12 protein-coding genes are annotated in these 14,999 nt (G+C 68.9%); 5 read left to right on the top strand and 7 right to left on the bottom strand.

The window, feature by feature from the left end; translation table 11 throughout:
• Positions 1-92: 92 nt before the first annotated feature.
• Together AC6LJ9_RS12560 and AC6LJ9_RS12555 are read right to left on the bottom strand one after the other, a co-directional pair.
• Positions 93-986 (bottom strand): LysR family transcriptional regulator, encoded by an 894-nt coding sequence (locus AC6LJ9_RS12560; protein WP_498147804.1) that lies wholly within the window; start codon positions 984-986, stop codon positions 93-95.
• 122 nt (positions 987-1,108) lie between these two features.
• Positions 1,109-2,593: an L-lactate permease gene (locus AC6LJ9_RS12555; protein ID WP_498147803.1), complete on the bottom strand. Its 1,485-nt coding sequence runs from the start codon at positions 2,591-2,593 to the stop codon at positions 1,109-1,111.
• Positions 2,594-2,806: 213 nt separating this feature from the next.
• On the opposite strand from AC6LJ9_RS12555, the gene AC6LJ9_RS12550 reads away from it, so the two are divergent.
• From AC6LJ9_RS12550 to AC6LJ9_RS12540, 3 genes are all read left to right on the top strand, one after another.
• On the top strand, positions 2,807-3,646 hold the full coding sequence (locus AC6LJ9_RS12550) for a YggS family pyridoxal phosphate-dependent enzyme (RefSeq protein ID WP_212320110.1): 840 nt from the start codon (positions 2,807-2,809) through the stop codon (positions 3,644-3,646).
• Positions 3,647-3,757: 111 nt separating this feature from the next.
• Positions 3,758-5,284 carry an argininosuccinate lyase gene (locus AC6LJ9_RS12545; protein ID WP_498147802.1) on the top strand — a complete coding sequence of 509 codons (1,527 nt, stop codon included), beginning with the start codon at positions 3,758-3,760 and terminating at the stop codon, positions 5,282-5,284.
• 277 nt (positions 5,285-5,561) lie between these two features.
• Complete coding sequence (locus tag AC6LJ9_RS12540; protein WP_498147801.1) at positions 5,562-5,819, top strand: hypothetical protein; 258 nt, start codon at positions 5,562-5,564, stop codon at positions 5,817-5,819.
• 114 nt (positions 5,820-5,933) lie between these two features.
• Here AC6LJ9_RS12540 and prpF read toward each other — a convergent pair whose 3' ends face one another.
• From prpF to AC6LJ9_RS12520, 4 genes are all read right to left on the bottom strand, one after another.
• The gene (gene prpF / locus AC6LJ9_RS12535; RefSeq protein ID WP_498147800.1) at positions 5,934-7,118 is read right to left on the bottom strand and encodes a 2-methylaconitate cis-trans isomerase PrpF; all 1,185 of its coding nucleotides are present in this window, start codon (positions 7,116-7,118) and stop codon (positions 5,934-5,936) included.
• 82 nt (positions 7,119-7,200) lie between these two features.
• Positions 7,201-9,816, bottom strand: coding sequence for a Fe/S-dependent 2-methylisocitrate dehydratase AcnD (acnD, locus tag AC6LJ9_RS12530; RefSeq protein WP_498147828.1), 2,616 nt, complete (start codon positions 9,814-9,816; stop codon positions 7,201-7,203).
• Entirely contained in the window at positions 9,816-10,526 is a 711-nt protein-coding gene (locus AC6LJ9_RS12525) for a GntR family transcriptional regulator (protein WP_498147799.1), read from the bottom strand. The genes acnD and AC6LJ9_RS12525 overlap by 1 nt, the downstream gene beginning before the upstream one ends.
• Before the next feature lie 310 nt (positions 10,527-10,836).
• Entirely contained in the window at positions 10,837-11,016 is a 180-nt protein-coding gene (locus AC6LJ9_RS12520; protein WP_498147798.1) for a hypothetical protein, read from the bottom strand.
• Between the two features lie 399 nt (positions 11,017-11,415).
• Here AC6LJ9_RS12520 and AC6LJ9_RS12515 point away from each other — a divergent pair, with 399 nt between their 5' ends.
• A complete protein-coding gene (locus AC6LJ9_RS12515) occupies positions 11,416-12,381 on the top strand; it encodes a glycosyltransferase family 9 protein (RefSeq protein WP_498147797.1) in 966 nt (321 codons plus the stop codon).
• 66 nt (positions 12,382-12,447) lie between these two features.
• On the opposite strand, the gene AC6LJ9_RS12510 is transcribed toward AC6LJ9_RS12515, so the two are convergent.
• The gene (locus tag AC6LJ9_RS12510) at positions 12,448-13,902 is read right to left on the bottom strand and encodes a tetratricopeptide repeat protein (RefSeq protein ID WP_498147796.1); all 1,455 of its coding nucleotides are present in this window, start codon (positions 13,900-13,902) and stop codon (positions 12,448-12,450) included.
• Positions 13,903-14,110: 208 nt separating this feature from the next.
• Between AC6LJ9_RS12510 and AC6LJ9_RS12505 the strand changes: the two genes are divergently transcribed.
• Positions 14,111-14,809: a glutathione S-transferase N-terminal domain-containing protein gene (locus AC6LJ9_RS12505; RefSeq protein WP_498147795.1), complete on the top strand. Its 699-nt coding sequence runs from the start codon at positions 14,111-14,113 to the stop codon at positions 14,807-14,809.
• The last annotated feature ends 190 nt before the right edge of the window (positions 14,810-14,999 follow it).

Genomic DNA, 14,999 nt, shown 5'->3' with positions numbered 1-14,999 from the left:
TTTATGGTTCTGTGTTGGCGCGGCATGCGCGCAACCTGACCCTATTGTGGAGAGGGCCGCCGCCGGCAGCCATGCACCTCAGCTCATAGCAGCTATGCCGGGGCGCCGCCGCGCAGCTCGCCGGCCAGCTGTTCGACGCGGCTCAGGAATTCCTTGAGCAAGGGCGTGCGCGGCTTGCCGGCCTGCGTCACCGCCACCACCCGGCGGCGCAGCAGCGGCCGGGCCACCGGCAGCTTGCGCAGGCCGTAGTCGTCCAGCAGCTTGTCCGGGATGCGGGCGGGCAGGATGCAGTCGCCCACGCCCGAGGACACCAGCCTGAGCATGGCGTCGATGGTCTCGGCCTCGGCGGCGAAATCCGGCTGCAGGCCGGCGCTCTGGATCATGCGGCGCAGCGCGTAGTGCGGCGGAAAGCCGACCAGCCGCAGCGACAGCGAGGCCAGGTCCTGCGGGCCGGACAGCGGACTGTCGTGGCGCACGATGAGCGCCATGTCGTCGTCGAACAGGGGACAGGATTCCAGCGTGCCGGAATCCACCGCCGAGTCGTAGACCAGGCCCAGGTCGGCCTTGCCGCTTTCCACCAGGGCCACCACTTCGGGCGAACTGCGGCCCATGATGGACAGGTTCACCGATGGATGCGCGCTGACGAAGCCGGCCACCAGGTCGGCGGTGTAGTAGTAACTGAGGGTGTGCACGGCGGCCAGTCGCAGCGTGCCCTGCGTCACGCCCTGGTGCCGCATGCGCTCGACCGCCAGGTCGATGCCGCGGTAGGCCGGCTGGGTGGCGTCATAGAGCAGCTTGCCGGCCTCGGTCAGCTCCACGCCGCGCCCGGTGCGCAGGAACAGCGGCTGGCCGATGCGGGCCTCCAGCGAGGCCAGTTGCCGGCTCAGTCCCGATTGGGTCTGGTCCAGCGCGTCGGCGGCGCGGGACAGGGACCCCAGTTCCGCGATGCAGATGAAATAGCGTAGCTGCCTGTCCATGGTTTCCATCCCGTTCCCCTCGTGCTCTTGTGCGGACCCGGCGATGATACGGGCCGCTTGCCGGTCGCGCGATCGGGACTAACGCGGCCCGCGACGTGGCGGGCTTGCAGGTGTCGTGCGCGGCTTGCCGCTCAAGGCCGGGGCGACAGCGCGATCGCCAGCGCCATCAGCAGCAACAGCGCCAGCGCGGCCAGCGCGCAGGGCAGCAGCGCCGCGTAGACCTTGCGTTCCTCGCCACGGCCCTCGGCCAGGTTGGCCGCGATCGACATGCGCACCGGCGAGAACAGGCTCATGGCGGTGCCGCTGACATGTTGCAGCGCGGCCACCGCCGGCACGCTCAGGCCGGCCTGCACGGCGATGGCGGTCTGGGCCGGCATGAACAGGCTGTTGGGCATGTTGCCGCTGTTGGTCAGCACGCCGAAGGCGGCCGAGAACAGCGGGGCGACGACCACGGCGCCCTGGCCCAGCGCGTCGAACATGCCGCGCGCGAAGGCCTGGGAGATGCCGGCGGCGGCCAGGATCTCGGCCATCATGGCGAACAGGAACACGGTCATCACGGCGTGGCGGCCGGTGGCCCAGGCGGCGCGCGCCTCGCGCGGCAGCCGGGCGGCCTGGCCACGCAGCGCGGCGGTCAGCACGCCGGCCGCGATCAGCCAGGAGCCGGCGTGCAGCAGCGGCGACCAGACCGGCAGGTCGGCGTAGGGGGCGACACGGCCGACGGCCGCCAGGGCGGCGCGCCATTCCGGAACCAGGCGCGTCAGCGCCAGCGCCGCGATCAGCGCGGCATAGGGCAGCATGCGGCGCGCGGTCGCGGCGAACGCGCGGCGGTCCGGCCGGCGGTCCAGCAGATAGCGCAGCGTGATCAGTGGGCCGTAAGAGGCCAGCAGCGCGGTCTCGGGGCCGAGCCAGGCGGTGAACGCGGCGAGCAGGGCCAGCGCGGCCGCGATCCAGCCGGCCTCGCGCAGGCGCTCCGTGGTCTTGCCACCGCTTTGCGGATCGAAGCCGGCCCGGCTGGCGGTGCGCCAATACAGCGGCAGCCATACCAGCGCCATCAGCGCGGCGGTGGGCACCATCGCGTACAGCGCCAGTTCCGTGCCGGTCATGCGCGCATAGGCCGAGGCCAGCAGCGTGCCGCTGCTCATGGCGCCCCAGGGGATCAGCGTCTGGCTCAACAGCGCGAAGACCATCAGGTGGCGCGGCGCGATGCGCTGGCCGCGCAGCAGCGCCACGGTGCCCAGCATGCCCACGCCGAAGCCGGTGGCCGCCTCGGCGTAGGGGCCGACCAGGAAACAGGCGAAGAACAGCAGGCGACGACGGTCGCGGGCATCGGCGGGGCTTGCCGCGCCGCCGTCCGCCGGCGCGCTGGCGCCGTGGGCGGCTGCTTGCCAGAACAGCAGCCCGCCCAGGATGTATGGCGCGATGGTGGCGCCGATCCAGGCGCCGCGTTCCAGCGCCAGGACCAGCTGCGCGCCGCCGAAGGCCGTGTCGCCGGCGTAGATGGCCACGGGCACCGTGGCCAGCAGTCCCAGCGCGGCGGCCTGCGTGGCGTTCAGCCGCGCGATGGCGATCGCGCCGGCGATGACGAGCATGGGGAGCGACCACAGCAGGTAGTTCATTCGGCGTCCAGCGACGGAAGTGGGGCGGCCGGTCCGGTGGGCGCGGCGCGCGTGAGGCAGAGAGAGTAACGCAGCCGGCGGACGCGCCGGTACAAGCCCGCGTTGGCGTCATGTCATTCATGCATCGCGGCTCTTGGCGCGTGATAATATTTGACCTATGACAAAAATGAAGCGACGCCGACAATGCGTCGCTTCGATGCGCGAGGTTCAGGCATGAGCGAAGCAATCGATCAGGAGGCGGGCGACGCGCCCGCGCAAACCCAAACCCAGCATGACCAGCACGGCCGCTGGCCGCGCGCCGAGTCGGTGGAGGATTTCCGCCGCAATCTGGCCACGGTCAACCAGCGCATCGCCGACGCGGCCCGCCGCGCCGGGCGCGCGCCTGACAGCGTGCGCCTGCTGCCGGTAAGCAAGACGGTGGACGAGGCGCGCATCCGCCTGGCCTACCAGGCCGGCTGCCGCTACCTGGGCGAGAACAAGCTGCAGGAAGTGTCGCGCAAATGGGAAGCCATGGCCGACCTGACGGACCTGCGCTGGTCGGTCATCGGCCATCTGCAGACCAACAAGGCCAAGCTGGTGGCGCGCTACGCGGCCGAGTTCCAGGCGCTGGACAGCCTGCGCGTGGCCGAGGCGCTGGATCGTCGCCTGCAGGCCGAGGGCCGCGCGCTGGACGTGTACGTGCAGATCAATACCTCCGGCGAGGCCAGCAAGTACGGCCTGCAGCCCGACGAGGCCGCGGCCTTCCTGCGGCAGATGCCGGCCTATTCTGGTTTGAGAGTGCGCGGCTTCATGACGCTGGCGCTGTTCTCGGCCGAGGCCGAGCGCGTGCGCCAGTGTTTCGTGCTGCTGCGCACGCTGCGCGACCGGCTGCGCCAGGACGCGCCCGCAGGCGTCGGGCTGGACGAGTTGTCGATGGGCATGTCGGGCGACTACGAAATCGCCATCGAGGAAGGCGCCACCGTGGTGCGCGTGGGGCAGGCCATCTTCGGCGCGCGCAATACGCCGGATTCCTATTACTGGCCGACCGAGGACGGCGCCCCGCCGCCCGCTTGAGAAAAGCGCGCCTTGGCGCAGCCGACAGGATCTGCGTATAAGCACAAGCCTGGGTGTCGCGCCGGCCCGGGGCTGACTACACTGGCCGGCATTGCCTCCGCCGAGACCGCCATGTTCACACGCCTCGTCCCTGCGCTTGCGCTCGTCCTGACCGCTGCCTGCGCGACCGCGCAGACCGATTCCAAGCCCGCCCAGCAACGCGATCCCTTCTATTGGCTCGGCGAGATCAACAAGGCCACGCTGGTCATCAATACGGACCAGGGCCTGCTCGACAAGAGCATGGCGCCGAGGCTGGCGGCGGGGCTGGCCAAGGTGCTCGAGGCGGGCGCCCAGCCCGGCGCCAGGCGGCCGTCCACGGTGATCTCGTTCGAGCCGCTGCTGATCAAGGCGGCGGGCGAGGACGTGACCCTGTTGCATGCCGGGCGCTCCAGCCAGGACATGCACGCCACCTACCGCAGCGCCATCCTGCGCGACAAACTGCTGGAACTGGCCGATCAGCTGAACCAGACCAGCGCGACGCTGGTGGCGCTGGCAGGCCGCCATGCCGCCACCATCGTGCCCAACTACACCAACGGCGTGGCCGCGCAGCCCAACAGCTACGGCCACTACCTGCTGGGGCAGGCGGCGGGGCTGCTGCGCGATGCGCAGCGCATCCGCGAGGCCTATGTCCGCATCGACCGCTCGCCGATGGGCACCACGGTGCTCAACGGCACCAGCTGGCCGCTGGACCGCGAGCGCATGGCGCGTTATCTGGGTTTCGAGGCGCTGGTGGACAACGCCTACGACGCCGCGCAGATCTCGTCCATGGACCAGCCGGTGGAGGTGGCGTCTATCGTCGCCAGCATCGCGCTGCGCACCGGCAATTTCGTCGAGGACGTGATGACGCAGTACGCGCAGTCGCGCCCGTGGATCCTGCTGGAAGAGGGCGGCGGCAATACCTACGTGTCCAGCGCCATGCCGCAGAAGCGCAACCCGGGCCTGCTCAACGACACGCGCAGCGATGCGTCCACGGCGCTGACGCTGGCGATGGGGCCGCTTCTGCAGACGCACAACATCACGCCGGGCATGAGCGATCCGAAGGAAGTGAAGCAGAACTCGGCGATGGTGGACAGCGGCATCGCGGCGCTCAAGCGCTGGGACCGCGTGCTCAAGGCCCTGGTCATCAGCCCGGACCGGGCGCTGGAGGAGCTGAACAGCGATTGGACCGCGTCGCAGGAACTGGCGGACCTGCTGATGCGCAAGTACAAGCTGCCGTTCCGCGATGGCCATCATTTCGCGTCGGAAGTCGTGGCCCATGCCAAGACCCACGGCATCAAGCCGCTGGATTTTTCCTACGCCGAGGCGCGCCGCATCTATGCCGAGGCGCAGAAGGATTCGAAGTACGGGACCGAGCTGCCGATGAGCGAGGCCGAGTTCCGCGCCGCGCTGGATCCGGTGGCCATCGTGAACAGCCGCGCCACTATCGGCGGCCCGCAGCCCGCCGAGATGGCGCGCATGCTGAAGGATGCGGGCGCGCGCCTGGCGGAGCAGGATGCGTGGATCAAAACCCGCCGTTTGCATATACAGCAGGCGTTGGACGGACTGGATCGGCAATTCGACGTAATAGTCTCTAGTGCGGCGCAGCAGGCGGAAAAATAGCCTCAAACCTGGGTCGTACCCAGGGTGTTGCGGTGCATGATCGGCGCCGTGATGTCGTTCGCCCGCGCCATTTTCGGCAGCGCTATTGCGGCGCAATTAAGGGAAAGTCTTAAGCGCGTAGTCCTAGGACAAGCCATTAAATTCGATGTGCGCAGGTCGTTAAGACAATGAAGGCCGGCCGGTTTTGAATGCCGGCGCTTCGTTGTCAGGAGGCGCCATGATTACGCCACGTCGTTGTCTACCGGTCTTGCTCCTCAGCGTCGCCGGCGCTGTATCCATGGTCCATGCCCAGGGCGGAGAGATCCGTTTCTACGGCGCCATCGTGGAGCCCGCGAGCTGCTCGCCCAAGACGCGTCCGGGCAGCCTGCAGGTCAGCGTCGAATGCGAAGCCGAGCGGGCCCGCGCGGCGGGCCGGCCCGTGGACGCATCCATGCGCAGCGCCAGGCATGTGCAGGTGCGCGTGGACCCGCTTCCGGCGCGCGAAGGCGCGCAGGGCAAGACCAGGAACTATGTCGTCACGCTGTCCTATCCGTAGGATGCGCGGCGCATAGCCGGGGCGGGCGCAAGGCCCGCCTCGCCCGGTCCGCGAGGATGCCGGGCATTGCGCGCTTCTTGCCAGGCGCGGGCGGGGACGGTTTTTTCCCGAGGATCAGAAGCCTACGCGCGGCACGTGCACGCGGCCTTCCATCAGGATGCGGGCGCTGCGGCTCATGATGGCCTTGGTGACCTTCCATTCGCCGTCCACCAACTGCGCCTGCGCGCCGACGCGCAGCGTGCCCGAGGGGTGGCCGAAGCAGACCTGGTCGCGCTCGCCGCCGCCGGCGGCCAGATTGACCAGGGTGCCGGGCACGGCCGCCGCCGTGGCGATGGCGACAGAGGCGGTGCCCATCATGGCGTGGTGCAGCTTGCCCATGGACAAGGCGCGCACCAGCACGTCGATGTCGCCGGCGCCGATCTTCTTGCCGCTGGATGCCACGTAGTCGCGCGGACGCGCGACGAAGGCGACCTTGGGCGTGTGCTGGCGGGACGCAGCCTCTTCCAGCGACTTGATCAAGCCCATGCGCAGCGCGCCGTGGGCGCGGATGGTCTCGAAGCGCGCCAGCGCGGCGGCGTCGCCGTTGATGTCTTCCTGCAGTTCGGCGCCGGTGTAGCCCAGCGCCTCGGCGTCCAGGAAGATGGTGGGAATGCCGGAGTTGATCATGGTGGCCTTGAAGGTACCCACGCCGGGCACGTCCAGGTCGTCCACCAGCTTGCCGGTGGGGAACATAGAGCCGCCGTCGCCATCCTCGGCCGGGTCCATGAATTCCAGCTGCAGCTCGGCGGCGGGGAAGGTCACGCCGTCCAGTTCGAAGTCGCCGGTTTCCTGCACTTCGCCGTTCGTCATCGGCACGTGGGCGATGATGGTCTTGCTGATATTGGCCTGCCAGATGCGGATGGTGGCGATGCCGTCGCGCGGCACGCGGGCCGGATCGACCAGGCCGTTGCTGATGGCGAAGGGGCCGACGGCGGCCGACAGGTTGCCGCAGTTGCCGCTCCAGTCGACGAAGGCCTGGTCGATGGAGACCTGGCCGAACAGGTAGTCGACGTCGTGGCCGGGCCGGCTGCTCTTGCCGATGATGACGGTCTTGCTGGTGCTGGAGGTGGCCGCGCCCATGCCGTCGATCTGCTTGCCGTAGGGGTCGGGGCTGCCGATCACGCGCATCAGCAGCGCGTCGCGCGCGGCGCCGGGCGCGCGCGCCGATTCGGGCAGGTCGTCCAGCTTGAAGAACACGCCTTTGCTGGTGCCGCCGCGCATGTAGGTGGCGGCAATCTTGGTCTGGGGAGCGTGGGCCATGTCGCGGTCCTCGGGGTCTGTCGGGTTGATTGGGGGAGGCGGGCGCGCCGGGATCGGGGCGCCCGCTGGCCGTGGCCTGGCCTCAGCCGGCCTGCTTGGCCGCGCCGGCCGATTCGGCTTCCAGGAAGTCCTGGGCGAAGCGCTGCAGCACGCCGCCGGCTTCGTAGATGGAGACTTCCTCGGCCGTGTCCAGGCGGCAGGTCACCGCGGCTTGCACGGTTTCGCCGTTGGCGCGGTGGATGACCAGGGTCAGGTCGGCGCGCGGCTTGCGCTCGCCGATCACGTCGTAGGTCTCGGTGCCGTCCAGCGCCAGCGTCTTGCGGTTGACGCCGGACTTGAACTCCAGCGGCAGCACGCCCATGCCGATCAGGTTGGTGCGGTGGATGCGCTCGAAGCCCTCGGCCACGATGGCTTCCACGCCGGCCAGCCGCACGCCCTTGGCGGCCCAGTCGCGCGACGAGCCCTGGCCGTAGTCGGCGCCGGCCACGATGATCAGCGGCTGCTTGCGGTCCATGTAGGTCTCGATCGCTTCCCACATGCGCATGACCTGGCCTTGCGGCTCGACGCGGGCCAGCGAGCCCTGCTGCACCGTGCCGTCGGCGTTCTTCACCATCTCATTGAACAGCTTGGGGTTGGCGAAGGTGGCGCGCTGCGCGGTCAGGTGATCGCCGCGATGGGTGGCGTAGGAGTTGAAGTCCTCTTCCGGCAGGCCCATCTTGTGCAGGTATTCGCCAGCGGCGCTGTCCATCAGGATGGCGTTGGACGGCGACAGGTGGTCGGTGGTGATGTTGTCGCCCAGCACGGCCAGCGGGCGCATGCCGCGCAGCGTGCGCGCGCCGGCCAGCGCGCCTTCCCAGTACGGCGGGCGGCGGATATAGGTGCTCTGCGGGCGCCAGGGGTACAGCGGATCGACGGCGGCGCGGCGCTCGTCCTGGATGCCGAACATGGGCGCGTAGACCTTGCGGAACTGCTCGGGCTTGACGGCGGCCTTGACCACGGCGTCGATCTCGGCGTCGGTGGGCCAGATGTCCTTGAGCCGGATCTCGCGGCCGCTGGCGTCCGTGCCCAGCACGTCGCGCTCGATGTCGAAGCGGATGGTGCCGGCGATGGCGTAGGCCACCACCAGCGGTGGCGAGGCCAGGAAGGCCTGCTTGGCGTAGGGATGGATGCGGCCGTCGAAGTTCCGGTTGCCCGACAGCACGGCGGTGGAATAGAGGTCGCGGTCGATGATCTCCTGCTGGATCTTGGGATCCAGTGCGCCGGACATGCCGTTGCATGTGGTACAGGCGAAGGCGACCACGCCGAAGCCCAGCTGTTCCAGTTCCGTGGTCAGGCCGGCTTCGTCCAGGTACAGCGCGACGGCCTTGGAGCCGGGCGCCAGCGAGCTCTTGACCCAGGGCTTGCGCGTCAGCCCGGCGCGGTTGGCGTTGCGCGCCAGCAGGCCGGCGGCGATCACGTTGCGCGGGTTGCTGGTGTTGGTGCAGCTGGTGATGGCGGCGATGATGACGGCGCCGTCAGGCATCAGGCCGGGCTGGTTCTCGACCTTGCCGGCGATGCCGCGCTCGGCCAGGTCCGCGACCGGCAGGCGGCGGTGCGGGTTGGACGGGCCAGCCAGCGTGCGCACAACGGTGGACAGGTCGAAGCGCAGCACGCGCTCGTACTGCGCCTGCGCCAGACTGTCGGCCCACAGGCCGGCGGTCTTGGCGTAGGCCTCGACCAGCGCGATCTGTTCGTCTTCGCGGCCGGTCAGGCGCAGGTAGTCGATGGTCTGCTGGTCGATGGCGAACATCGCGGCGGTGGCGCCGTACTCGGGCGCCATGTTCGAGATGGTGGCGCGGTCGCCCAGCGTCAGCGCGGCGGCGCCGGCGCCGTAGAACTCCAGGTAGGCGCCCACGACCTTTTCCTTGCGCAGGAATTCGGTCAGCGTCAGCACCACGTCGGTGGCGGTGATGCCGGGGCCGGGGCGGCCGGACAGCTCCACGCCGATGATGTCGGGCAGGCGCATCCAGGACGCGCGGCCCAGCATCACGTTCTCGGCTTCCAGGCCGCCCACGCCGATGGCGATCACGCCCAGCGCGTCCACGTGCGGGGTGTGGCTGTCGGTGCCGACCAGCGTGTCGGGGTAGGCCACGCCGTCCTGCGCGTGGACCACCGGCGACATGCGTTCCAGGTTGATCTGGTGCATGATGCCGTTGCCGGGCTGCACGATGTCGATGTTGCGGAAGGCCTGCTTGGTCCAGTCGATGAAATGGAAGCGGTCTTCGTTGCGGCGGTCCTCGACGGCGCGGTTCTTGGCGAAGGCGTCGGGATCGTCGCCGCCGTATTCCACGGCCAGCGAGTGGTCCACGATCAGCTGCACCGGCACCACCGGGTTGACCTTGGACGGGTCGCCGCCCTTGTCGGCGATGGCGTCGCGCAGGCCGGCCAGGTCGACCAGCGCGGTCTGGCCCAGGATGTCATGACAGACCACGCGCGCCGGATACCAGGGGAAGTCCAGGTCGCGGCGGCGTTCGATCAGCTGCTTGAGCGCGTCCGTCAGCTGCGCGGGCTCGCAGCGGCGCACCAGGTTTTCCGCCAGCACGCGCGAGGTGTACGGCAGGCCGTCATAGGCGCCGGGCGCGATGGCCTCGACGGCGGCGCGCGCATCAAAGTAGTCCAGGCGGGTGCCCGGCAGGGGCTTGCGATAGGATTTGTTCATCATGCCTCGGTACGCCGAAGGTTGCCCTGGGCGATCTGTTGTTCGATGTTGAGACGGGATGCGCGGATGTGGCGGCGCATCAGGAGTTCAGCCAGCTCGCCATCGCGGTCGGCGATGGCGTCGAGAATGCGGTGGTGCTCGGCATAGGACTGCCGGGGGCGGTTGGGCGTGGTCGAGTACTGGATGCGGTACATGCGCGCGAGCTGGTAGAGCTCGTCGCACAGCATGCGGAACAGCATCTGGTTGCCGCTGCCCTTGACGATGCGGTAGTGGAAGTCGTAGTCGCCCTCCTGCTGGTAGTAGCCCAGGCCCGCCTGGAATGCTTCGTCGCGCTCGTGCGCTTCCAGCACGCGGCGCAATTCCTGCACCTCGGCGGCCGGCATGCGCTCGGCGGCCAGGCGGCAGGCCATGCCTTCGAGCGATTCACGGATTTCGTACAGCTCGCACAGTTCCTGCTGGCTCAGCGACACCACCCGCGCGCCGGCGTGCGGCACGCGCACCAGCAGCTTCTGGCCTTCCAGGCGGTGCAGCGCCTCGCGCAGCGGGCCGCGGCTGACGCCATGGACGCGGGCCAGCTCGGGCTCGGAAATCTTGCTGCCCGGCGCCATCTCGCCCTTGACGATGGCGGCCTGGATCTTCTTGAAGATCTGGTCCGACAGCGTTTCGCCATCGCCTGGCGCGGCGTTCGGGAGCGTGAGGATTTGGCTCATGGTGTCGACAATCTGGCTCGTATTGGCGAGCGGAATGCGGAATTGACGGACTTGTCTCGAGTAATTGTCAACAATTTACCCGCGAGGCGGGAAAGGCGCAAGCGCGTGGGCGGGTCTGCGCGGCGGCTGGGGCAGGGGGGCGGCGTTCGTGTCGACAATCTGTCGGCGAGCCGCAGTGCCGGGCTCGGACGAGATCGGCGGGAGAGGGGAGGCTGGGGTAGGCGCCGTGGATCGGCACCATGGATTGGCACCGTTCGGGCGCCGTGCATGGCGATGATTCCCAGGGCGTTCCGCCCTGGGAATCATCGTGTCAAAGGCCGGTGTCGGGGTAGTTCGGGCCGGCGTCATGGAAGCCGCCGCTGCTGTACGGGTTGACCGCGCCAGGGTGGGGCGGGCCGCCGGGGCCGAGCGAGCAACCGGCCAGCGCCAGGGCCAGCGCCAACAGCATGGCCAGACGGGGCAGGGGGAAAGTGGAACGGAAATGCGTCATGGTGAGTCTCCCGCGCCGATCCCCTCGGAACGGCGCGCAACGTGCAGCGTATGTACGGATCATAGCGCCGGACGGACGGGACGCCGGCAAGCGCTGCCCCGGGCCTATTTGTGACAAAAAACAACGACTTTAAAACTCTTCACACTTATTCAACAAGGTCTTGTATTCCGTATGAGGCGCTACGGGTAAATTCGCCACTGTCGGCATCGGCGGCGTGGCCGTTGCGATGACGGCGAGCGGTCGTCGCGCCCGGGACAGAGAGAAGCGTCCTGGGCGGCCGGCCGAGGCGTGATCGGCAGCTATAAAAGCGCCGCAATACCAATAAGAGAATCAATCTCGATATCAGTCATCCGTTGCGCAGGGCGGCGGGTGCAATTCAGGGAACACGGGAAAGAGGGTATGCCGGATACGGTCGTCTATATCAGGAGCCAGCCCCGCTACGGGGATCAGGTCGTGGCGTTTCCAACGCTCTACCAGCTCAAGCAATGGTGGCCGTCGCAGCGGCTGCGGGTCGTGGCCAGGGATGACGTGGGGCGTTACTACACGTCCCTGCCCTGGGTGGATGAATTCGTGCGCGTGTCCAGCTTCCGCGAACATGTGCGCTGCCTGCCCGCGCGCGCCAATGCGTCGATCAATCTGCATCACAGCAGCGAGCGCTACGGGCTGGTCAGCATGCTGCGCCGCCCGGCGTTGCGCATGGGATTCCGCAACAATCGCCTGAGCGACCGCGCCTGGACGCATTCGCATCCCAAGAACATCGGCGAATACATCGGCCTGGCCAATCTGCGGCTCCTGGGCACCTACCGTTCCTTCGATCCCCATCAGGCAGCGCTGAACTGCTTCCGGGAAATCGCCGAGCAGCGCAAGCGCCCGGTGGCGCCGGTCGACGTGGTGATGGTCCCCGGCGGCGGTTCAGGGCCGTTCAAGCGCTGGAGCATCGCGCACTACATCCGGCTGGCGGACCTGCTCAAGACTTCGCTCGGGCGCGGCACGCAGTTTTCCTTCGTGCTGGGGCCGGACGAGGCCGCCGAGCTCGAACTGATCAACAGCCTGCACCGTCCGGAATTCCGGATCGAGTATTGCCGGACCATTCCGGAGCTGTCGGCGCTGATGCTGCGCGCGCGCCTGATCGTCGCCAATGACTGCGGTCCTTCGCATATCGCGCAGGGCGTGGGCGTGCCTTACGTGGGCGTGTTCAACGAACCGAACCCCGAGTGGTTCTGGCAGCGGCCGGGCGCCGTCGATGTGGTTCCCGACATCGCCGGCGCGGGCATCAACAGCATCGCGCCGGAAAAGGTGCTGGCCGCCTGCATGGGCGCGCTGGCGGCGGATCCGGTGGATCGTGTGCTGCCCGTCGCGGCCTGAACCCGGGCGGCCCTTGCGGCCGCCATTCGAATTTGCGCCCTGGCGCGGCCCGGCGCGCGCCGCGCCTCAGGCGGCCGCGCCGCGCAGATGGCGCTTGTCGCGGATCTGCGGCGGGGGCTTTGCACAGCGACGCTGGTAGGCGCGCACGGGCTCGCTGTCCGACGGATTGAACAGTGGGTGCGGGTAGTCCACGGCGCGCAGCGCATCGTACAGCCGCCGGCCCCATACGCATTGCGCCTCGGCCTGGTCCCAGACCCGCCGCGCCAGCGCCTGCTGGCCGTCATTCCACAGCGCCAGGCCGTAGTCGGCGACCATTTCTTCTTCGCGCGGCCAGTCCGCGTAGCCGCGCCGCAACAGCGCCAGGCCGCCCGCCGAGTCGCCGCGCTGCACGAGTATCCAGCCCAGTGTGGCACCGTTGTAGGGCCGCAGTCCGGCCGTGCGGATCGAGCGCCGCGCCTGCGCCTCGGCCTGCGCCAGATAGTCCGGGAAGTCGGCCAGGTAATAGGCGATGCTGTTGGCATAGTCCGGGTCCGGCCGCGTCGCGGCGTTGCGGGCCTGGCGTCGCTGCAGTTCGACGGCGTCGGCCAGGGCTTCGCCCGGCATGCCCAGCAGCTTGTGAAGCGTGTAGCGCTCGGCCAGCGTCGCGTCGTCCAGCGGGCTCAGGCGTTCGATCCAAGCCGGCGCGCTGGCGTCGGCGAGGGTGCGCCGGGCCCAGTCGGGCTGGCCCGCGCCCAGCAGCACGGCCGCCAGCGCCACCTTGCCCGCGCGCGTGTCGGCGCAGCGCATGGCGGCGATCTGCGCGCGCGCGGCATCCAGGTCGCGTCGGACCAGCTCCAGATTCACGGCGTTCAATTCGGGAAAGCAGTCCAGCTCGAAACCGGAATCGCTGCTGGTGTACAGATTGAGCGACGCCGCCGGCATGGCATCGCTGACATAGGCCGTGTTGCCCTGGGCCGTGGTGTAGCCGAGGTCGACCAGCAGCTCGCCCCAGCGCTGATGCAGGCCGATGCGGTAGGGGTAGCGGGTCAACGGCTCGTTTTCGAAACTGCTGCTCAGCTGGAACACCTGGCCCCAGCTGTTGTTGCCGGCCAGGCGGACCAGGGTGAAATCGCGGGCCAGGTGATCGGTGTCGGTCCAGATCCAGGCGGTTCGCCCCTGCGCATCGGTCACGCCGTGAATCACGCCGCTGCCGTCGGGCGTGTCGCGGATCGACTGGTCCTCGGCGGTCAGGAACAGCCGGTAGGGCGTGTACGGCGCAACCCTCGGTCCCGACGGGCCCTGTACTTTCAGCACCAGGTAGCGGCCATGGGCGCCCACGCCGAATTGCGGCATGCCGGCGGGCGGCGTGGCGGGCCGGGCGTGGGTGGTGGCCCGGATGGAGGTTCGGCCGCTGGCCTGGGGCGCGGCGGGCGCGGGGGTGAGGGCGGCTGCCGCGACAGGCGCGGCGGTCAGGCCGGGCGCCGGAGGCAGCGCCAGCACGCCAGCCAGGAGCAGGGGGCGTAGCCAGAAAGGGGTGGACATCGTCGGTACGGCGGGCGGGCGCGTGTTGGGCGCGGGTTGACGGAGAGCGCCCGGGCGAGCGCGAACCGCCTATTCTCTCAAAGAACCGGCGATCCCCGGGCCGCCATCCTCGTGGCGGGAGAATTGCGCTAAATTTGCCCGACGCGACGGGCCCCGGGCCCGCGCGGCATTCCCGACCCCACTCTTCCGATTCCCCGGAGCGCGACGCATGACTTCCCTCGATTCCTACGCCATCACCAGGAAATGGCCGGCCAGCCACCCCGACCGCATCCAGCTGTATTCGCTGCCCACGCCCAATGGCGTGAAGGTGTCGATCCTGCTGGAAGAGCTGGGCCTGCCCTACGAGGCGCACCGGGTCAGCTTCGATACGCAGGACCAGTTCACGCCCGAGTTCCTGTCGATCAGCCCCAACAACAAGATTCCCGCCATCCTCGATCCCAACGGGCCCGACGGCAAGCCGCTGGCGCTGTTCGAGTCCGGCGCCATCCTGGTCTACCTGGCCAGCAAGACCGGCCAGTTCCTGCCGGCCGACGCGGGCGGGCGTTTCGAGACGCTGCAATGGCTGATGTTCCAGATGGGCGGCATCGGCCCGATGTTCGGCCAGCTGGGCTTCTTCCACAAGTTCGCCGGCAAGGACTACGAAGACAAGCGCCCGCGCGACCGCTACGTGGCCGAGGCGCGACGCCTGCTGGGCGTGCTGGACCAGCGCCTGCAAGGCCGCGACTGGGTCATGGGCGATACGTACACCATCGCCGACATTGCCATCTTTCCCTGGGTGCGCAACCTGATCGGTTTCTACGGCGCGGGCGAGCTGGTCGAGTTCACCCAGTACAAGAATGTGGCGCGCGTGCTGGACGCTTTCGTCTCCCGGCCCGCCGTGGTCCGGGGCCTGACGATTCCCGGCTGAGCCGCGCGGGTCTCGGGTCCGCGCGTCGGGGCTTGCCGCCAGACGCGGCGTCGGCGCGCGGTCGGGTGGCAAGCCGCCCGTTTTCCGCCCGGTTTGCTGCCGATCAAACAGCGGTCATAGATTCATGCTGTTCGGTCATATGTTAATTACTAAAAGGCGTAAGCTGATCCCATAGGCTGGACAACGCAGT

The sequence above is a fragment of the Achromobacter sp. 1011811831 genome, assembly GCF_059760905.1.
The sequence above is the reverse complement of the archived record's forward strand: the minus strand, read 5'-3'. Positions and strand labels throughout refer to the sequence as shown.